The organism is Paenibacillus rhizophilus (assembly GCF_003854965.1).
Classification (GTDB): Bacteria; Bacillota; Bacilli; order Paenibacillales; family Paenibacillaceae; genus Paenibacillus_AQ; species Paenibacillus_AQ rhizophilus.
Window position 1 is genome coordinate 459,377 of record NZ_RQPI01000001.1, and the last position, 18,942, is coordinate 478,318.

The 18,942-nt window shown below is 52.4% G+C and carries 20 protein-coding genes; 18 read left to right on the forward strand and 2 right to left on the reverse strand.

Translation table 11 applies throughout. The features are described 5' to 3' along the window. The first annotated feature begins 104 nt into the window (after nt 1-104). From EH198_RS02175 to EH198_RS02220, 10 genes are all read left to right on the forward strand, one after another. Nucleotides 105-662: a ribonuclease FAU-1 family protein gene (locus tag EH198_RS02175; RefSeq protein WP_124693908.1), complete on the forward strand. Its 558-nt coding sequence runs from the start codon at nt 105-107 to the stop codon at nt 660-662. Beyond that, nucleotides 663-1,310 carry a YdcF family protein gene (locus EH198_RS02180; protein WP_124693909.1) on the forward strand — a complete coding sequence of 216 codons (648 nt, stop codon included), beginning with the start codon at nt 663-665 and terminating at the stop codon, nt 1,308-1,310. Nucleotides 1,311-1,405: 95 nt separating this feature from the next. Further along, nucleotides 1,406-2,371 (forward strand): AAA family ATPase, encoded by a 966-nt coding sequence (locus EH198_RS02185; protein ID WP_124693910.1) that lies wholly within the window; start codon nt 1,406-1,408, stop codon nt 2,369-2,371. Between the two features lie 43 nt (nt 2,372-2,414). Continuing rightward, nucleotides 2,415-3,713: a GTPase HflX gene (hflX, locus tag EH198_RS02190; protein ID WP_124693911.1), complete on the forward strand. Its 1,299-nt coding sequence runs from the start codon at nt 2,415-2,417 to the stop codon at nt 3,711-3,713. A gap of 152 nt (nt 3,714-3,865) precedes the next feature. After that, entirely contained in the window at nt 3,866-5,119 is a 1,254-nt protein-coding gene (locus tag EH198_RS02195) for a methionine gamma-lyase family protein (RefSeq protein WP_124693912.1), read from the forward strand. A 104-nt stretch (nt 5,120-5,223) separates the two neighbouring features. Continuing rightward, entirely contained in the window at nt 5,224-5,634 is a 411-nt protein-coding gene (locus tag EH198_RS02200; RefSeq protein ID WP_019910684.1) for a MerR family transcriptional regulator, read from the forward strand. A gap of 32 nt (nt 5,635-5,666) precedes the next feature. Next, nucleotides 5,667-6,995, forward strand: a complete 1,329-nt coding sequence (gene glnA, locus EH198_RS02205; RefSeq protein ID WP_124693913.1) for a type I glutamate--ammonia ligase — start codon at nt 5,667-5,669, stop codon at nt 6,993-6,995. A 290-nt stretch (nt 6,996-7,285) separates the two neighbouring features. Beyond that, nucleotides 7,286-8,206: a glycoside hydrolase family 25 protein gene (locus tag EH198_RS02210; protein WP_124693914.1), complete on the forward strand. Its 921-nt coding sequence runs from the start codon at nt 7,286-7,288 to the stop codon at nt 8,204-8,206. Further along, entirely contained in the window at nt 8,206-8,484 is a 279-nt protein-coding gene (locus EH198_RS02215; protein WP_124693915.1) for a holin, read from the forward strand. The genes EH198_RS02210 and EH198_RS02215 overlap by 1 nt, the downstream gene beginning before the upstream one ends. Before the next feature lie 189 nt (nt 8,485-8,673). After that, a complete protein-coding gene (locus EH198_RS02220) occupies nt 8,674-8,964 on the forward strand; it encodes a YolD-like family protein (RefSeq protein ID WP_124693916.1) in 291 nt (96 codons plus the stop codon). 96 nt (nt 8,965-9,060) lie between these two features. Here EH198_RS02220 and EH198_RS02225 read toward each other — a convergent pair whose 3' ends face one another. Together EH198_RS02225 and lexA are read right to left on the reverse strand one after the other, a co-directional pair. After that, nucleotides 9,061-9,399, reverse strand: a complete 339-nt coding sequence (locus EH198_RS02225) for a L,D-transpeptidase (RefSeq protein WP_124693917.1) — start codon at nt 9,397-9,399, stop codon at nt 9,061-9,063. 160 nt (nt 9,400-9,559) lie between these two features. Continuing rightward, nucleotides 9,560-10,186: a transcriptional repressor LexA gene (gene lexA, locus EH198_RS02230; protein ID WP_124693918.1), complete on the reverse strand. Its 627-nt coding sequence runs from the start codon at nt 10,184-10,186 to the stop codon at nt 9,560-9,562. Nucleotides 10,187-10,510: 324 nt separating this feature from the next. Between lexA and EH198_RS02235 the strand changes: the two genes are divergently transcribed. The 8 genes from EH198_RS02235 (at nt 10,511) to EH198_RS02270 (ending at nt 18,938) form a co-directional block, all read left to right on the forward strand. Next, complete coding sequence (locus tag EH198_RS02235) at nt 10,511-10,783, forward strand: LysM peptidoglycan-binding domain-containing protein (protein ID WP_185702711.1); 273 nt, start codon at nt 10,511-10,513, stop codon at nt 10,781-10,783. Nucleotides 10,784-10,957: 174 nt separating this feature from the next. Continuing rightward, complete coding sequence (locus tag EH198_RS02240) at nt 10,958-11,167, forward strand: DUF896 domain-containing protein (protein WP_124693920.1); 210 nt, start codon at nt 10,958-10,960, stop codon at nt 11,165-11,167. A gap of 47 nt (nt 11,168-11,214) precedes the next feature. Continuing rightward, nucleotides 11,215-11,739, forward strand: a complete 525-nt coding sequence (locus tag EH198_RS02245) for a hypothetical protein (protein ID WP_124693921.1) — start codon at nt 11,215-11,217, stop codon at nt 11,737-11,739. Between the two features lie 41 nt (nt 11,740-11,780). Further along, nucleotides 11,781-12,566 (forward strand): HAD family hydrolase, encoded by a 786-nt coding sequence (locus EH198_RS02250; protein ID WP_124693922.1) that lies wholly within the window; start codon nt 11,781-11,783, stop codon nt 12,564-12,566. 261 nt (nt 12,567-12,827) lie between these two features. Continuing rightward, nucleotides 12,828-13,247: a FixH family protein gene (locus EH198_RS02255; protein ID WP_124693923.1), complete on the forward strand. Its 420-nt coding sequence runs from the start codon at nt 12,828-12,830 to the stop codon at nt 13,245-13,247. Between the two features lie 116 nt (nt 13,248-13,363). Then, complete coding sequence (gene metH / locus EH198_RS02260) at nt 13,364-16,801, forward strand: methionine synthase (protein ID WP_124693924.1); 3,438 nt, start codon at nt 13,364-13,366, stop codon at nt 16,799-16,801. A 129-nt stretch (nt 16,802-16,930) separates the two neighbouring features. Further along, the gene (gene rnz / locus EH198_RS02265) at nt 16,931-17,866 is read left to right on the forward strand and encodes a ribonuclease Z (RefSeq protein WP_124693925.1); all 936 of its coding nucleotides are present in this window, start codon (nt 16,931-16,933) and stop codon (nt 17,864-17,866) included. 265 nt (nt 17,867-18,131) lie between these two features. Then, nucleotides 18,132-18,938, forward strand: coding sequence for an HAD-IIA family hydrolase (locus EH198_RS02270; RefSeq protein WP_124693926.1), 807 nt, complete (start codon nt 18,132-18,134; stop codon nt 18,936-18,938). Nucleotides 18,939-18,942 lie beyond the last annotated feature (4 nt).

Genomic DNA, 18,942 nt, shown 5'->3' on the forward strand with positions numbered 1-18,942 from the left:
GAAGATCCGGCTCACCGGAGTTTTTCTTTTTTACAGACATGAGATTTTGAGTGCGCCTCCTAAATGTGGTAAGCTGAAGACACCATAATGGAGAGGGTTATTATATGAAACGTAAATTCGGAGACCGGGCCAACTGGCGCCGGATTACGCGCCGCCAATTTGCCTGCCGCTATGTGGAAAGCCGGGAATTCAGCGGATACATCACCCTTTACACGATTTACGGATTGAAGGAGCCGCTGTGGAAGAGCTATGGCCGGCATACATACCGCATTGCGGACAAGGGATATTCGTGGCTGCAGTATTTTCCCAAAGACAGTCATTATATTGTTACGGCGATGTTTGACGAACGGCAAAATATTATCCAGTGGTACATCGATACCTGCAAGGTTCAGGGTGTTACCGATCAAGGGGTTCCCTGGTTCGATGATCTGTATCTGGATGTGGTGGTTCTCTGGAACGGCGAAGTGTTTCTTCTGGATGAAGATGAGCTGGAGGAAGCGCTCGAACGGGGTGATATTTCGGATAGCGATTACAATTTGGCCTGGAGTACCGCCAGAAATATTATGCGCGGGATTGACGCCCATGCCTTTCCTTATTTCACCCTTTCCCTGAAGCATCGCGCTGAATTGTTTCACCATGGAGAATTCAGGAGGAAATCGTAAATGGAAAGGTTTGTAGGAGGCTCGTCGCCGATACGGGCGGTAACAGGCCGCCGGAAATGGCGGTTCAGACGGATTTTGCTCCTTACGCTTGTCGCACTGCTGGCAGCTGGACTGATCTGGAGCGCTTATGTGCTGACCCTAATCAATAGAGCCGAAACGACTTCTCCGATAAATAAGGCGGATGCAGGCATTATTCTCGGCATGGCGATGTGGGGCGACGAGCCAAGTCCCGGGCTGAAGGAACGGCTTGACTACGGGATGAAGCTGTATAAACAGGGTGTATTTTCCCATTTTATCGTTACCGGCGGCCTTGATAAACCGGGATATTCGTATACGGAAGGCCAGGGAATGCGCAACTATCTGATTGCCGGAGGAGTTCCGGACGGCGCGATTGCCGTAGAGAACAAAGCGACATCCACCTACGAAAATTTGCTGTACAGCCGGGAAATCATGCGCCAAAAGGGCTGGTCCACTGCGGTGGTAATCACCCATACGTTTCATGGGCGCAGGGCGCTGGAAATTGCCACCGAGCTTGGATATGCTAATCCCGAATTGGGACTGACCGATTCACAGACGATGTCGATGGCCAAGTATAAAACGAGGGAAATATTGGCCTACACAAAATGGAAGCTTCAGCAGGCATTCTGAGTCTGTAATGGGAAAATGGCGAATCTGCTAATAACGCCCGGAACATGGGAATAGACTTGAGTAGAACACTCAGCCTTAAGTAACGAGGTGAACCCATGAACATACGCAGCGCAGCTTCAAGCGGGCGGGACGAAAGCAGACCATCGCGGCAAATCAATATCGTACTTCGCAATCACGATACCCCGGCGGTAAGCGGAACATCGGCAATCAGCGAGTCGTCGGCTCCCAAGAATAGCGCCCAGATCGGCCTTTTCCAGGAGATCGGCAGCGAATTGGACGCGCTGGTAGGTCTGGACAATATTAAAGAGCTTGTATTCGAGATATACGCCCTGCTGCAGGTTGCCCAAATGCGCAGTGAAGCGGGTCTGGTAAGCGGCGGCCAGGCGTATCACATGGTGTTTAAAGGAAATCCGGGTACCGGCAAGACGACGGTTGCGCGGATCGTAGCCAAACTGTTTCAGCGTATGGGCGTGCTGACCAAAGGACATCTTATCGAGGTGGAGCGGGCCGATCTTGTGGGTGAATATATCGGACATACTGCACAAAAGACCCGGGATCTCGTCAAAAAGGCGCTGGGCGGCATCCTGTTCATTGATGAAGCGTACAGCCTAGCCAGGGGCGGCGATAAAGACTTCGGCAAAGAAGCGATTGATACGCTGGTCAAAGCGATGGAAGACCACCGCAGCCAGTTCGTGCTGATCTTGGCCGGATATTCCAGCGAGATCGATTATTTTCTCATGAGCAATCCGGGTCTGCCATCCCGCTTTCCGATCCAGGTCGAGTTTCCCGACTACTCCATCGACCAGCTTGTGCAGATTGCCGAGCTGATGGCGAAGGAACGGGACTACATTTTGATGCCGCAGGCGATACTCAAATTAAAGCAGCATGTGATGCTGGAGAAAGATGAAAGCCCGCATGCCTTCAGCAATGCGCGATATGTGCGCAACGCGATCGAGAAAGCGATCCGCAGCCAGGCGGTAAGGCTGCTTAATCAGTACGAGCATAACAGTCCCGGCAAGCAGGAGCTTATGACACTGCGGACCGAGGATTTTAAACTGTAAGGCGGACTTCTGTGAACAGATCAACCGCAAGAGGAGAATGAACATGACGACTACGACGCATGATACAAATTTGGAAATACAGGACCGGGCCATATTGGTCAGTCTTGTAACAGATCAAGTGAAACGTACGGGAATCGATCCCGAATATTCGCTTCAAGAACTGGTACAATTGGCGGAGACTGCCGGCGTTGAAGTGCTGGAAGTGCTGCGCCAGAACAAAGAAACCCCCGATTCAAAATGGTTCATCGGCAAGGGGAAGGTTGAAGAACTGCGGATGGCCGCTGATGGACTTGGCGCCAATACGGCGATCTTCGATCAGGAGCTGTCGGGCGCCCAGGTGCGAAATCTGGAGGAGGCACTTGACCTGAAGATCATCGACCGTACCCAGCTTATTCTTGATATCTTTGCCGGCCGGGCCAAGACCCGCGAGGGCATTATCCAGGTTGAGCTGGCCCAGCTGTCTTACCTGCTGCCGCGCCTGTCGGGACATGGCAAGAATCTGTCCCGGTTGGGCGGCGGCATTGGCACAAGAGGCCCCGGGGAGAGCAAGCTGGAGACGGACCGCCGGCATATCCGGGACCGGATCGGCGAACTGAAGCGCCAACTGGACGAGGTGGTGAAGACACGGAGTCTGCACCGCGAGCGGCGGCGCAAGAGCGGGGTGGTGCAGGTGGCTCTAGTCGGCTACACGAATGCAGGCAAATCCACACTGCTCAAGCAGCTGACCGATGCCGATGTGTATATCGAGAATCAGCTGTTCGCTACGCTTGACCCGACATCGCGATTGCTAGAGCTGCCTGGCGGCAAGAGCGTCGTGCTTACTGATACGGTCGGCTTCATTCAGAATCTTCCGCATGATCTGGTTGCTTCGTTCCGTGCGACGCTGGAGGAGGTCAATGAGGCGAATCTGGTGCTTCATGTGGTCGATGCTTCTTCCCCAATGCGGGAAGAGCAAATGGAAGTGGTGCAGACCATTCTGGAGGATCTCGGCGCAGCCGGGAAGCCGCAGGTCGTCCTGTTTAACAAGAGTGATCTTTGCCGACCGGAGCAGCTGGAAATGCTGCCTGGAGGGCCGGGCTATTTAAAGGTCAGCGCTTTTAACGCGGAGGATCTGGCCCGAATTGCCGATACGATTCAAAACGAGCTGTCCGGGGACACGCTGAGCTTCCGGATTCCTTCCAGCCGGGGGGATTTGACTTCCCTGCTGTATAGAGTCGGAGATGTGCTGGATCAGTCCTTTGAAGAGAACGACACTTTATACAGCGTGCGAGTGAACAAAGACGATTACGAAAAATGGGGCTACATGCTGACCGACTTTGTGAATCAAACAGACCAGGACTAGAGACTGAATAGCGGTTTTTAAATTGCGCGAATTACCAGGTGTAGTATTACTTATTTACCAATAGCATCCTATTATATGATTTGGGAAGTGACAGCTATATGTCGCTTCCTGTTATGATTATGGGAAGTGAATGTAAGGAGAGACAGGCGGAAATGTCATTGTTTGCAGAAGATATTTTACAGGCGGCGGAAGCGGCCGAAGCGGAAATTCAGGAGGCGGTCAGAATTCTTGACCGGATTGTGGATTTCAACCAATGGAAAGTAATTGAGGCGTTCCAGCGCCATCAAGTCAGCGATTTTCACTTTGCAGGCTCTACTGGATACGCATACAACGATAGAGGGCGGGAGGTGCTGGACCTAGTCTATGCCGATGTGTTCGGTGCGGAAGCCGCGCTGGTGCGGCCTCATTTCGCTTCGGGAACGCATACGATTTCGACCGCGCTGTTCGGTGTGCTGCGACCTGGTGACGAACTTCTGTACATTACCGGGCGGCCTTACGATACTTTGCACAAGGTGATTGGCAAGCTTGGGGACGGTACGGGTTCCCTCGCGGATTTCGGCATAACCTACCGGGAAGCGGCGCTGACCGAAGAGGGGGAAATCGATTGGGCGGAGGTTGCGCAGAAGCTTACCCCAAGAACAAAGGTAATTGGCATCCAGCGGTCGCGCGGCTACGACTGGCGTTCGTCCTTTACGGTTAGGCAAATCGGAGAAATGACGGCCAAAATCAAGGAGATGGCCCCGGACGCTGTCGTCTTCGTCGATAACTGCTACGGCGAATTCACGGAGAAGCTGGAGCCGACCCAGGCCGGCGTGGATCTCATGGCGGGCTCCCTGATTAAAAATCCGGGCGGCGGCATTGCCGAGACCGGCGGATATATTTGCGGCAGGAGAGACCTGGTCGAACTGGCGGCCTTCCGGCTTACTGCGCCGGGAATCGGCGGCGAAGTCGGGGCAATGCTGGGGACGACCCGGGGGCTTTACCAGGGCCTCTTTATGGCGCCGCATACGGTCGGACAGGCTCTTAAAGGCAGCATCTTTGCGGCAGCGGTCTTTGAACGCTGCGGGTTCACCACCAAGCCTGCTTGGCGTGAGCCGCGGACCGATCTTATCCAGGCAATCGCTTTTGACGGACCTGAGCATTTGATCGCTTTCGTCCAGGGAATCCAGCGGGCCGCGGCTGTGGACAGCCATGCCGTCCCCGAACCGTGGTATATGCCGGGCTATGAGCATCCGGTTATTATGGCGGCGGGAACCTTCATTCAGGGCGGCAGCCTGGAATTGTCCGCGGACGCCCCGATTCGTGCGCCTTACATCGGATACATGCAGGGAGGATTGACCTACTCGCATGTAAAGTACGGTGTGCTGATGGCCCTGCAGAGCATGCGCGATCGCGAATTACTGTAAATAGATCATAATAAGTTGTGAGTATATCTTACATACCATTGACACGTCATAGCCGGAAATGTACAATGAGATGAGAAAAAGATCATTGGAAGGTTGGATGAGTCATGGGTGATGAAATCCGCAGAAATATGGCGTTATTTCCAATTGGAATTGTAATGAAACTTACCGATTTGTCCGCGCGGCAAATCCGTTATTATGAGCAGCATAGTCTGATTGTTCCGGCGCGCACCTCGGGCAACCAGCGATTATTCTCTTTTAACGATGTGGAGCGATTGCTCGAAATCAAGGCATTGATTGAAAAAGGAGTCAATATTGCCGGCATCAAACAGGTGATGAACCCGGTATCCAAGGAATCCGAAGAAGCAACCGTCATTACCCCCGACACGGAAGTCCGGCGGCGCGAGCTGTCCGATTCCCAGCTCCACAGGCTGCTTAAGCAGGAGTTGGTTTCCGGTAAAAGACCGGGGCAAGTATCTCTCATTCAAGGGGAGTTATCCCGGTTTTTCAATAAATAACATACACAGAAGCGCGAAAGGGAGAGGGTATAGTGAGCTTTTCTAAAGAAGATATTTTGCGCATTGCCAAGGAAGAGAACGTCCGGTTCATTCGTCTCCAGTTTACCGACCTGCTCGGTACGATCAAGAACGTGGAAATTCCCGTCAGCCAACTGGAGAAGGCGCTGGAGAACAAAATGATGTTCGACGGCTCTTCCATCGAAGGCTATGTTCGCATCGAAGAATCCGATATGTATTTATATCCCGACCTCGACACTTGGGTGATCTTTCCCTGGGTGACGGAAGACCGCGTAGCCCGTCTTATTTGTGATGTCTACATGCCGGACGGAACTCCGTTTGCCGGTGATCCCCGCGGCATTTTGAAGCGTTGTCTTAAAGAAGCGAATGAAATGGGCTTTACGGCCATGAACGTTGGACCTGAACCTGAATTTTTCCTGTTCCAGACCGACGAGAAGGGCAATCCGACGATGGAACTGAACGATCAAGGGGGCTATTTCGATCTGGCTCCAATGGATCTCGGTGAGAACTGCCGCCGCGAAATCGTTCTGACCCTGGAGGAAATGGGCTTTGAGATCGAAGCTTCCCACCATGAGGTTGCTTCCGGGCAACATGAAATCGACTTTAAATATGCAGACGCGATCAAAGCCGCCGACCAGATTCAGACTTTCAAGCTGGTTGTGAAGACGGTAGCCCGCCAGCATGGACTGCATGCCACGTTTATGCCGAAGCCGCTGTTTGGAATGAACGGCTCGGGAATGCACTGCCATCAGTCCCTGTTTAAAGGCAGTGAGAACACCTTCTACGAAGAAAGCGATGAGCTTGGCCTCAGCGATACCGCGCGCAACTACATGGCGGGTCTGCTGAAGCATGCGCGTGCTTTTGCCGCAATCACGAATCCTACGGTGAATTCCTATAAGCGTCTTGTGCCCGGATATGAAGCGCCTTGCTATGTCGCCTGGTCGGCCAGCAACCGCAGCCCGATGATCCGCATACCGGCTTCCAGAGGACTGAGCACACGCGTTGAAGTCCGGAATCCGGACCCGGCAGCCAATCCGTATCTGGCGCTGGCGGTAATGCTGAAAGCCGGTCTCGACGGCATCAAGCGTCAGCTTGATCTTCCGGCTCCGATCGACCGGAATATTTACATCATGTCCGAAGAAGAACGGATCGAGGAAGGCATTCCGAGCCTGCCAGCCGACCTCAAGGAAGCTCTGAACGAGCTGATCCGCAACCCCGTTATTACCGACGCTCTTGGCGACCATGCCCTTGCCCATTTCTACGAGCTGAAGGAAATCGAATGGGATATCTACCGGACGCAGGTGCATGACTGGGAGAGAAACCAATACATCACGTTGTACTAAGACACGATTCCCTTGGCGCTGTAAGCGCCGGGGGTTTTTTTCTATTGGGGAAAAATGTTTTTTCTTTTCTTGAGGGACATAGTGAACACGCCGAATGCAGGCGTGTTTTTATTTTGCCCATGGATACTTGGGGACTATCTTTCTGGGAATTACATCAATGAGCAGGCTGATTGCGACGATTGCTTTCTTTTAGAAGAACACGGTCAACTCTTGCGTTATGTTTTAGGGCGGCATAGAAGTCCAAGCATTACGCCGGTGAACGGAATTTAATAGATAGAGGATGTGAATTTATGAAAGCGCGTAACAGCAAAAACGCCCAAGGGATCGATATTTCACATCACAACGGGAACGTCAATTGGGCCAAAGTCAAAGCGGACGGCATCTCCTTCGCCTTTCTTAAGGCAAGTGAGGGCCAGACTTATAAGGACGACACTTTTGCCGATCATGTCATAAATGCAAGGGAAGCCGGCATATTGGTAGGGGCTTATCACTTTGTCAGAGCGGTAAGTGAAGATGAGGCCAAGGCGGAAGCAGCGAACTTTAACGATGCAATTCAGGCGGCCGGTGGTATCGACGGATTGGATCTGCCACCTGTAATGGATTATGAAAATAACCCCAGCCGCTTAAGCAAAGAACGGATCAGCGCCGTCGCCGCGGCATTTCTGTCGGAGATTGAGCGTTTAACCGGTGTGCGCCCGATCGTTTATACAGGCAATTTCTTTGCGGCGAACTTTGGAGCTCCGATTGGTAAATATCCGCTCTGGATTGCCCGGTACAGTACAGTGGCGCCGTCCAACACCACGGCTTGGTCCCGTTGGGATTTCTGGCAGTACAGCGACGGGCAGAGCGGCGGTCTGCGATCCAACGGCGGCCGTAGGGTAGACGGTGTCAGCGGCTTTCCGGACCTTAATGAGTATGACGGCACGCTTGAGGAGATGAAAAAGAGATTCACCCAAACGAAGGAGACTGTGGATAAAATGGCAGAACGGGATATAGACAAAGTAAGCGCTTGGGCTGAGGAGGCATGGGCCGAGGCAACGGCGAACGGCTATTTTGACGGCACACGTCCTGGCGCGCCCATCACGCGGGAGGAGACGGCGGCAGTCATTAATAGGATACGGACCAATTTCCTCCGATTGATCGCCGGCAATGTGGCCGATATTAAAGCGCTTGAGCGGCGGCTGTCCGAGATTGAGAAGGAGGACAAGTAATGGCTAATCAAAACTTAACGGACGTTCTGGCCTTTGCATCGGTCTTGTCCGTATTTGTGATGACCGCCGTGCAGTTTGTCAAGACGACGATCAACTTACCTAAAAAAGCCATTCCGCTAATCGGCGTCGGGATTGGCCTGCTCATCGGATGGGCGGCGTTTCCGTTTACGGATCTAGATTTGGCGCTGCGGCTGTGGTCCGGTGCGCTTGCGGGCCTGTCGGCTACAGGATTGTTCGAGTTGGTGTTTAATAATCGATCCGGTAATACGAAGGAATAAGGAAGCGGCTCCCGTTCGGTTGTAACCGGTGGGAGCTTTCTATGTATTTATAGAAATATAAATCCTCTGTCGCGGAAGAGTCTTTTTTTATTGAATAAAGAACATTTGTTCGCATATAATAAATCCATGGAGGCGATTTAATATGGGACAAATTAGATCGAAGGCAGCGGCCTATGGGAGAGAAGCTTTATGATGCAGCCCGAACATACACGGAGGGTCATCAATAATAACCATGATGAGCTGCGCAAGGAGAGGCCGGTCTTGGACCCCAAGGAATGGGAATTCATTGATCAGGCACTGTATTACTCAATGGAGGAACACTCGCCAGTCACACTTACACTGTTCGACCCATTTACCGATCGGGTGGCTAAAGGAATCGTTATTCAAGTGGACCGGCTGATGAAGCGTATCAAGCTGCGCTGGAGCGAAGAAGATTGGGATTGGGTGGACATGTCGGAGATCATTGCGGCTGCTACATAAACAATAATCCTGTAATAATTGCTTCGCAGCTCTTCGAGCGTATTCCTGACCCGCTTCAAGTCAAGCCGCCCGAAACGTTAAAAAACGCATACCCGGCTACTGCCGTATCGTGACCCTCGTATGCAGCGGAACAATCCGGGACAATGCGAGAACGTCGGCATTGTACATCCGGATGCAGCCATGCGAGACCAAATGGCCGATGGAACCGGGATCATTGGTTCCGTGAATGCCATAATGGGGCTTGGAAAGACCCATCCAGAACGCGCCAAACGGTCCGCCCGGATTAGCCTGTTTGTTAACAATAGTATATTCGCCGACGGGTGACTGGGTAAGCATCTTACCGATTCCTACGGGGAATCCCCTCACGACCTTATTGTTATCCAACAAATACAGCTTGCGATCCGACAAATCGACAATGATCCGGTAATTGGGCATATCGCAGCACTCCTTTACGGAATAAAGTATGCGGGGAGTACATACGCCGTGCTTTTGAATTTCCGTAAAACTCCGTGCTGCTCCGGACAGTTGATGTGTAGAAAAACATAAAAAAAGCGGCTCCGTTTACCGAAAGTCCGCCTTTTTACTCGTGATATTATTAATGAATGTCTCTAAATAATCCGATTACTTTCCCCAAAATACTCACCCGGTTTAGCCGAAGCGGCTCGTAGGACGGATTCTCGGGCTGGAGCCGAATATGGTCGCGCTCCTTATAGAAAGTCTTGACGGTAGCCTCATCGTCTTCGGTCATAGCGACGACGATATCACCATTGTCGGCAGTCTGCTGCTGACGGACGATAACGTAATCGCCGTTCATGATACCGGCTTCAATCATGCTGTCGCCCATGACGGAAAGCATAAAGACCTTGTTATCTCCGACATAATGGGTGGGAAGAGGAAAATAATCCTCGATATTCTCCGTGGCGGTAATTGGCACACCCGCAGTTACCTTTCCCACTACCGGCACTCGTGCAATCGTCTGAACGAATTGATGAACATTATCGGAATCTTCCTGACCCAGCAGCTCAATAGCGCGCGGTTTCGTGGGATCGCGGCGGATAAGCCCTTTCTTTTCCAGCCGATCGAGATGTCCGTGTACGGTGGAGCTGGAAGCCAGGCCGACGGCTTCGCCAATTTCCCGGACGGAGGGTGGATACCCCTTGCTGCGGACTTCGTTACGTATAAATTCCAGGATCGCCAGCTGGCGACTCGAAATTTTTGACATTGGAATACACCCCATCTATCTAGTAATGTTTGGGAGAATTATAACACAGAACCTCCGTTCGCACAAACGTAAGTTCTAAGATATAAGCGAACAATTGTTCGAAAAACCTCTTGATCGAAACACATGTTCGTGCTATATTATTTTTGCAAGCAAGAACAAGTGTTTGGAGGTCGATGATTTATGTTAAAATACAGTACATACCGCAGCATTTATAATGAAACTCCTGAACCCGCGGCGGCGGGACGAGGTGCTGTTTCTGACCATAGGAATCCATCTGAAAAATTCTCCAAAGCGGCCGGTACGAGAATCCATCCCTTTTCATCAATGCAAAATCTGTTCAAAATTGTTATTGTCCTTCTTCTGATTATTTCCGGATTTACCGTCGTGGGTCAGGTCTTTGCCAGTTCGGTATCTTCACCGCAGCAGGAGAAACGGGTCGTTGTGGAGCCCGGTGATACATTGTGGAGCATTGCGGTCAAGAATAAACCTTCCGATATGAGAACCGTCGTATATATTGAAGCGATTAAACGGTATAACGATCTGAATGGGGCGAATATTGAGGCCGGAGTGGTATTATCGGTTCCCGTTTACAAATAACTGAACAGAAGAATCATTGTCCTATTAACTTACAAGAGAGCTTTCAGGGGAGTCGCCTTGACAAGCTCTTTTTCTCATGGCAAAGTTAGAATGAATTTAGAGCTTGTAGTACCGGTCAAGGGTTTCTGGGACCTGCCGGAAAGAAGAGCAAACATCATTAGGAGGGATCATATTTTGAATATAGATGAACTGGTTAACCGAATTAATGAACTGGCGCGCAAACATAAGAACGAAGGACTTAATGAAGAAGAACTGGCAGAACGCGCGAAGCTCCGGGAAATATACCTCGGCAATGTCCGCCGCAATTTCCGGGCTCAACTGGATTCGATTGAAATTGTGGACAACGATGGAAATGATCAAGGCGGCAAAAGACCCTTGCACTAATCAGCCGTCTATTCATAGATATTTCAGGAAGACTAGGGGGAAATGAAATGGCCCGTTCTTGGGAAAGAATGGTTCAACGCAACTCGCAGCAGGTCAACAAGAAAAGAAAAAAGGAAGGTAAAGATTCGATCTATAGGTCAAGCCAGGCAGGCCAAACCGACGTGTATAGAGGACGGAATATCGTATTTCCCGTTCTTCTTGCGGGACTTGGGGCTTTGTATTGGATGATCGGCCAGTTCGATACCTCTTCCGGCAGCCAAAACAGCCTGGTGATGAATTGGGTTGGCGTTGTGCTCTATTTTGCGCTGGCGGCAATGATGTTCTTCCGTCGCCCTTATTTGAAAGTGGAGCGGGCGCGGGTATCCACCTTTAAGTTTAACCGCCAAAAGTTTCTGGACGCGGCAGACATCGAGAAGATTATCATCTCGCGGAAATCCGTCAGCATTAAGCCCAAAGCCAAACGGGGCCATTGGATATTCTCCCGGTTGATCAACCGTTACGATACGGTGGCCATGGGAGAGCGGATGGATCAGTTTGCCAAGTTAAACAAAATTCCGTTGGAAAACGAATAAACCAGCAATTTTAAAGTTTAATATAGAGAGGGAGTAATGGAATGCCGATTGCCGCCGTACTGTTCGATTTGGATGATACCCTTTTGTGGGATGAGCGAAGCATTGAGGAAGCCTTTGAATACGCTTGTAAAGCGGCGGGCGAAGCCGTGGACCCCAAGGAACTTGAAGCCGCGGTCAGACGCGAAGCGAGAAGTCTCTATGAGTCTTACGAGACTTTTCCTTTTACACAGATGATCGGAATTAACCCGTTTGAAGCGCTGTGGGCGAATTTTACGGCCGGAGAACAGGAACAGTTCCGGAAGCTGGAACAGCTGGCCCCAATTTACCGCAAGGAGTCCTGGCGCCGCGGACTTGCGGCTGTGGGCATAGACGATGAGAGCCTGGCTGAGACGCTGGCTGCGCGTTTTGCTGCGGAACGGCGGGGCCGTCCTTATATGTATGAAGAGACGCTGGAAATCCTGACTGCGCTGCGCGGGCGCGTAAAGCTGCTGCTGCTGACCAACGGCTGTCCGGCCCTGCAGCAGGAGAAGCTGGATGGCGTACCTGAGCTGATTCCTTTTTTTGATCACATCGTCATATCAGGGACCTTTGGAAAAGGCAAGCCGGACGCGTCGATTTTCGAGCATGCGCTTAAGCGGCTGGAAATTGCTCCGGAGCAGGGCATCATGGTCGGCGACAAGCTCACTACAGACATCCGCGGCGGTTTGGCGGCCGGTCTTACAACGGTATGGATCAACCGTACCGGCAAACCATCCGACCCGGAAATTATCCCTCATTATGAAATCAAACATTTGTCGGAACTGCTTCCGCTGGTTGAAACTCTCTAACGCTAACATTGATTTACTTCTTTTGGACCGGTATTCCTGTAATAAGGGATATCGGTTTTTATTTGAGAATTTTGCAGAATGCCGATATGAATGGTTAAACAGGTTGTGTGATAAATATCTCTTTTTTTATAGTTAAGGTGGCGTTTGATATCCCCGAAAGACGTTAATCCATGTATAATAGGATAGGTACACTTAACGCGGTATTAACGCAAGATGTAATCAAGCATCCATACCACACTTAGTCCACCTGGGGGGCTGCGTATGTCGAGATTAATCCTGAAGAAGATTGTGTATTCCATGGTTATTGCCGCAACGCTTACAGGCTGCTCTTCCGTAGGGAACAAACACACTGCCATGGATATGTCCGAGATGTCAATGGAACCGATCAAGGTTGAGCTTACGTGGAGTCCAGCCGAGGCGGCAGTCCATCAGGAGATAACCTTTGAAGCCAGAATAACCCAGGGCGGCGATGTGGTGTACGATGCCAATGAAGTATTATTTGAAGTCGTAAATACCGCCGATCCGTCAAAAAAGCTTGAGCTCACGGGACAGCCGGACGGAGAGGGGAAATATACGGCAGTGGGGGCACTGGAGGAAGCGGGAACGTATAGTGTGACCTCGCATGCAACCGCGCGGACGCAGCACTCCATGCCGACAAAACCGTTGACCGTTAAGCCATAATAAATGCCGGGAGACCGGCTGGAAATAAGACAGACTTGCAGAGTGGGCCGGGATACTTTCCGAATTCCCTTTATTCTGCTAAACTTACTCTAATGTTTTACTGGGGGGATTGGAAGTTGGCTAAACCTACACTTGCAGAAGCGCTGGAGCAGCGCATACTGATTCTAGACGGTGCAATGGGCACCATGATTCAGCAGGTTCCTTTGACCGGGGAAGATTTTGGCGGAGACGAGCTGGATGGCTGCAACGAAATGCTTGTGCTGACCAGACCCGAAGTCATTCGGGATATTCATGAAGCCTACCTGGAAGCCGGCGCCGATCTGATCGAGACGAATACGTTCGGGGCAACCTCGGTTGTGCTTGCGGAATACGATATTCCTCAAAAAGCGCGCGAAATCAATCTTGTCGCCGCTGCAATCGCCCGGGAAGCTGTCAATAAATATGATACTCCGGATCGTCCGCGCTACGTTGTGGGCGCAATGGGCCCGACAACCAAAACGCTGTCGGTTACCGGAGGCGTGACATTCAGCGAGCTGACGGAAAGCTACGAAGAGCAGGCTATCGCTCTGATCGAAGGCGGCGTAGACGCCCTGATGCTCGAAACTTCTCAAGATACCTTGAATGTAAAAGCGGGCAGCATCGGCATTCGCAATGCATTTGAGAAGACAGGCATCACCTTGCCGGTTATGATTTCCGGGACGATCGAGCCGATGGGCACGACACTGGCCGGCCAGAACATCGAAGCCTTTTATATCTCGTTGGAGCATTTGAAGCCGATCTCCATCGGCCTTAACTGCGCGACCGGTCCGGAATTCATGAGGGACCATATCCGTTCGTTGTCCGCTATGGCCAAGGCGGCGGTCAGCTGCTATCCGAACGCGGGTCTGCCCGACGAGAACGGGAACTACCACGAGTCGCCGGATTCGCTGGCGCGCAAGGTCGCGGCGTTCGCTGAGAAGGGCTGGCTTAACATCGCCGGCGGCTGCTGCGGCACTACACCGGAGCATATCCGAGCGATGGCAGACACCCTGTCGGAATATCCTCCGCGCCCCTTGAGTGGAAGCCATCCGCCGGCATTGTCCGGAATCGAGCCGGTATACATCGAGCAGGATAACCGGCCTTATATGGTCGGCGAGCGGACCAACGTGCTTGGCTCCCGCAAATTCAAACGGCTCATCGTTGAAGGCAAATATGAAGAGGCTTCGGAAATCGCGCGCGCTCAGGTGAAGAGCGGGGCTCAGGTTGTGGATGTGTGCGTACAGGACCCCGACCGTGATGAAACGGAAGATATGGAGCAATTCCTGGAACTGGTCGTGAAAAAGGTCAAGGTTCCGCTTATGATCGATACGACCGATCCGAAGGTTATTGATCTTGCTCTGCAGTACTGCCAGGGCAAAGCGATCATTAACTCCATTAATCTTGAAGATGGTGAAGAAAAATTTGAGCACGTCACGCCGCTCATTCACAAGTACGGCGCGGCGGTGGTTGTCGGGACTATCGACGAAAGCGGCCAGGCCATCAAGGCGGAAGACAAGCTCGCGGTGGCCAGACGCTCCTATGATCTCCTCGTAGGCAAGTACGGCTTGTCGCCCGAAGATTTAATCTTCGACACACTAGTGTTCCCTGTCGGCACTGGGGATGAACAGTATATCGGCTCGGCGAAGGAAACGATCGACGGTATCCGTCTGATCAAGGAAGCACTGCCGGGTGTCCATACCGTGCTGGGAATCAGCAACGTATCGTTCGGACTGCCGGAGGCGGGCCGGGAAGTGCTGAATTCCGTGTTCCTCTACGAGTGCACCAAGGCGGGACTGGATTACGCGATCGTCAATACGGAGAAGGTGGAGCGTTATGCCTCGATTCCGGAGGAAGAGCGCCGCTTGGCTGAAGAGCTGATTTATAATACAAACGACGAGACGCTTGCCGTCTTTGTCGCCGCCTTCCGTGGCAAGAAAGTCGAGAAGAAGGAGAAAATCTCCAACCTGACTCTCGAAGAGCGTCTGGCTTCCTATGTGGTGGAGGGCAGCAAAGAAGGGCTGATCCCTGATCTCGACGAGGCGCTGAAGAAATACGGCGCGCTGGAAATTATCAACGGACCGCTCATGAGCGGAATGTCCGAGGTCGGGCGGCTGTTCAACAACAACGAGCTCATTGTCGCGGAGGTGCTGCAAAGCGCTGAAGTGATGAAAGCGTCGGTAGCCCATCTTGAACAGTTCATGGAGAAGAACGAGAGCTCGGTCAAGGGTAAGATTCTGCTTGCCACCGTTAAGGGAGATGTGCATGATATCGGTAAAAATCTCGTCGAGATCATCCTCTCGAACAATGGTTATCAAATCGTCAATTTGGGTATAAAAGTACCACCGGAGACGATCATCGAAGCATATCGACGGGAAAAAGCCGATGCCATCGGTTTGTCCGGCCTGCTCGTGAAGTCGGCGCAGCAGATGGTACTGACGGCGCAGGATTTGCGCACGGCGGGAATAGATGTGCCGATTATGGTCGGTGGGGCGGCTCTGACCCGCAAGTTCACCAAGACACGTATCCGTCCGGAATACGACGGACTTGTGCTGTACGCCAAGGACGCCATGGACGGGCTTGATCTTGCCAATAAGCTGATGAACCCGCTGGAACGGGCCAAGATGGCCGAGGAGATGCGGGAGGAGAACGAGGCCGCTGCGGCTGCTCCGCAGAAGCAGGAGCTTCCCCAGCTCACAAGAGCAGTGCGCTCGAATATATCTCAGGATGCGCCGGTCTATATTCCGCCGGACCTGGAGCGGCATGTGCTCCGCAATTATCCGCTTGGCCATGTAATCCCTTATGTGAACATGCAAATGCTGCTCGGTCATCATTTGGGGCTAAGAGGCTCGGTCGAGGCCCAGCTGGCCGCAGGCGAATCCCGCGCGGTCGAATTGAAAGAGACAGTGGACGAGCTGCTGCTTGAGGCGACGGTAAACGGAACGATCAGCCCGCATGCGATGTACCGGTTCTTCCCGGCTCAGTCCAGGGGCAACGATATTCTGATCTATGATCCGGAGGATACGGGAAAGGTTCTGCATACCTTTACTTTCCCAAGGCAGCAGGTTGAGCCGTATCTCTGCCTGGCCGACTTCCTGAAGCCTGTGGACAGCGGCGTTATGGATTATGTCGGTTTCCTCGTGGTGACAGCGGGACACGGAGTACGCGAACTGTCCGAGGAACTGAAGAATAAGGGCGACTACCTGCGTTCCCATGCACTGCAAGCCCTGGCTCTTGAAGTCGCTGAAGGATTGGCCGAACGCGTCCATCATATGATGCGGGACACCTGGGGCTTCCCCGACTCGGCTGATATGACGATGAAACAAAGACACGGCGCCCGTTATCAAGGCATCCGCGTATCCTTCGGTTATCCGGCTTGCCCGGACCTGGAGGAACAAGGGCCGCTGTTCAAGCTGATGTCACCCGAGGATATCGGAGTCCACTTAACGGACGGTTTTATGATGGAACCTGAGGCGTCCGTGTCTGCTATGGTTTTCGCCCATCCTGAAGCGCAGTATTTCAATGTGGAGAAAGCCTAAGCTTTTGGACAGAATAGTCTTAAGGGAACTTCCCGTTGTACCAGCCTCCCGGTTACGGGAGGCTTTTTGCTGGAAGATCGGGAGGATTTACGGGATGAATAAGATCACAGGGAGGAGAGGAGGACAGATATGGAGATATATTTTTTGGGCACCAATGCGGGTGTTCCCACTTTGCAGCGAAATGTAAGCTCGGTCGCCCTGCGGCTGCTCGAAGAGCGCCGAAGCCTATGGATGTTCGACTGCGGAGAAGGAACACAGCATCAGGTCCTCCGTTCGCCGCTGCGGCTTGGCAGGCTGGAAAAGCTGTTCATTACCCATCTTCACGGCGACCATCTCTTCGGACTTCCCGGGCTGCTGAGCAGCAGGGGATATCAGGGAGGCACCGCGCCTATGACTGTATACGGTCCGCCCGGACTCAAGGCGTTTCTGGATATTTCGCTGTCTGTCAGCCAGTCCAGGGTTCCTTACAAGCTCGAAGTGATCGAGCATAACGGCGGGCTTATTTTTGAAGATGAAAGTTTTAAAGTGGAATCGGCTCTTTTGGAGCACCGGATAGACAGCTACGGCTACCGTGTCACGGAAAAGGACCGGCCTGGCAGCCTCAATACCGAGCGGCTTAAAGCTTACGGCCTGAAACCCGGCCCTTTGTACGGCGTGCTGAAGAGCGGCCGGAATGTGACCACGGACGAAGGAATAACGATTGCCGCCGCCGATGTGCTCAGCGAACCGAAACGCGGCCGGATCATCACCGTTCTGGGAGATACCAGACCTTGCGGGAATTCCATTCCGCTTGCAAGGGAAGCCGATCTGCTGGTCCATGAGGCGACCTTTAGCCATGAACTGGCCAAGATGGCTCGGGATTACCATCACAGCACGACCGTTCAGGCAGCGGAAATCGCCAAGGAAGCACACGCCCGTCAGCTCATTCTTACGCATTTCAGTTCAAGATACGGCTCTCTGGACGAGCTTATTCCGCTGCTTGAAGAGGCGCGATCCATATTCCCCAACACGCTGCTCGCCGAGGAATTTCGGCTGTATCCGGTGGAACGAAAGACGGGAAATTGAAGGGGAAATTAAATTATTTTCCGGGAAAGCGCAGGAAGCGACAGACGCCCGTCAAAAATTGCTTTCGCAGCCGCCGGTTCGATGCCGTTCGACTTTTAGAGGGCTTCTTTCACCAAAAGCATGGAGAAAAATGTCTTAAATTTTAGAAGAAATTTCGTTTTTTGAGAATTAAATCGGCGATCACGGGAAATAGATTTCGAACCTAAAATTTATCCCGTTATTCATTTATGCCATTAATTATAAGATGGGGAGGAAATGGGAGAAAATGACCGATAACATACTGACCGGTAACATAAAAGGGCTGCTCTTGGACTTGGATGGTACGCTGTATCACGGCGGCATCATGATCCCCGGAGCGGATGAGCTTATTGCGGGACTTAGAGCAAAAGGTATTCCGTTTCTGTTTGTGACGAACAACTCGTCGCGTACGCCGGAAAGCGTTGCCGGGCATTTGCGAGCAATGGGGATTAAAGCGCAGGCGCAGGAAGTTTGCACCTCTTCACTTGCGGCGGCAAGATATATCGCCGGGGAATCGCCCGGGGCGTCCGTGGCGATACTGGGGGAAGAAGGGCTGCACCGGGCGTGCGAGGAAGCGGGCCTGAACATCGTTTCCGATTCGCCGCAGTACGTCGTCCAAGGTATTGACCGTTCTTTTACATATGATACGCTGACCAGGGCGGCGCGCTGGATCGCCGGGGGCGCGACCTTTGTGCTGACCAATCCGGATTTGATGCTGCCCTCCGATGACGGCATGCTGCCGGGAGCGGGCACACTGGGAGCGGCAATTGAAGCAGCCAGCGGCATGACGCCGGTGATTATCGGCAAGCCGCACCGCCATTTGATGAACTATGCAACGTCGCTGCTTGGCATCGACCCCAAAGAGGCCGTCGTTGTTGGCGACAATATGAGGACGGATATCGCCGCGGGAGCTAATGCGGGCTGCCGTACGGTACTGCTGCTGACGGGAGTAACAACGGAGGACAATCTGGAGCGGCATAAGGAGCTGACAGGGATTTCCCCGGATTATATTTGCCGTAATTTGGCTGATTTACGCGTGCTGCTTGGTGTATAATGGC

Excerpts from the sequence above, each read along its gene's own strand:
- EH198_RS02255 (WP_124693923.1), top strand. The coding sequence starts at position 12,828 with ATGTCGAGATTAATCCTGAAGAAGATTGTGTATTCCATGGTTATTGCC.
- EH198_RS02175 (WP_124693908.1), top strand. The coding sequence starts at position 105 with ATGAAACGTAAATTCGGAGACCGGGCCAACTGGCGCCGGATTACGCGC.
- hflX (WP_124693911.1), top strand. The coding sequence starts at position 2,415 with ATGACGACTACGACGCATGATACAAATTTGGAAATACAGGACCGGGCC.
- EH198_RS02180 (WP_124693909.1), top strand. The coding sequence starts at position 663 with ATGGAAAGGTTTGTAGGAGGCTCGTCGCCGATACGGGCGGTAACAGGC.
- EH198_RS02225 (WP_124693917.1), bottom strand. The coding sequence starts at position 9,399 with ATGCCCAATTACCGGATCATTGTCGATTTGTCGGATCGCAAGCTGTAT.
- rnz (WP_124693925.1), top strand. The coding sequence starts at position 16,931 with ATGGAGATATATTTTTTGGGCACCAATGCGGGTGTTCCCACTTTGCAG.
- EH198_RS02235 (WP_185702711.1), top strand. The coding sequence starts at position 10,511 with ATGCAAAATCTGTTCAAAATTGTTATTGTCCTTCTTCTGATTATTTCC.
- EH198_RS02185 (WP_124693910.1), top strand. The coding sequence starts at position 1,406 with ATGAACATACGCAGCGCAGCTTCAAGCGGGCGGGACGAAAGCAGACCA.
- EH198_RS02250 (WP_124693922.1), top strand. The coding sequence starts at position 11,781 with ATGCCGATTGCCGCCGTACTGTTCGATTTGGATGATACCCTTTTGTGG.
- EH198_RS02210 (WP_124693914.1), top strand. The coding sequence starts at position 7,286 with ATGAAAGCGCGTAACAGCAAAAACGCCCAAGGGATCGATATTTCACAT.
- EH198_RS02200 (WP_019910684.1), top strand. The coding sequence starts at position 5,224 with ATGGGTGATGAAATCCGCAGAAATATGGCGTTATTTCCAATTGGAATT.
- lexA (WP_124693918.1), bottom strand. The coding sequence starts at position 10,186 with ATGTCAAAAATTTCGAGTCGCCAGCTGGCGATCCTGGAATTTATACGT.
- EH198_RS02245 (WP_124693921.1), top strand. The coding sequence starts at position 11,215 with ATGGCCCGTTCTTGGGAAAGAATGGTTCAACGCAACTCGCAGCAGGTC.
- EH198_RS02195 (WP_124693912.1), top strand. The coding sequence starts at position 3,866 with ATGTCATTGTTTGCAGAAGATATTTTACAGGCGGCGGAAGCGGCCGAA.
- EH198_RS02215 (WP_124693915.1), top strand. The coding sequence starts at position 8,206 with ATGGCTAATCAAAACTTAACGGACGTTCTGGCCTTTGCATCGGTCTTG.
- EH198_RS02270 (WP_124693926.1), top strand. The coding sequence starts at position 18,132 with ATGACCGATAACATACTGACCGGTAACATAAAAGGGCTGCTCTTGGAC.
- EH198_RS02220 (WP_124693916.1), top strand. The coding sequence starts at position 8,674 with ATGATGCAGCCCGAACATACACGGAGGGTCATCAATAATAACCATGAT.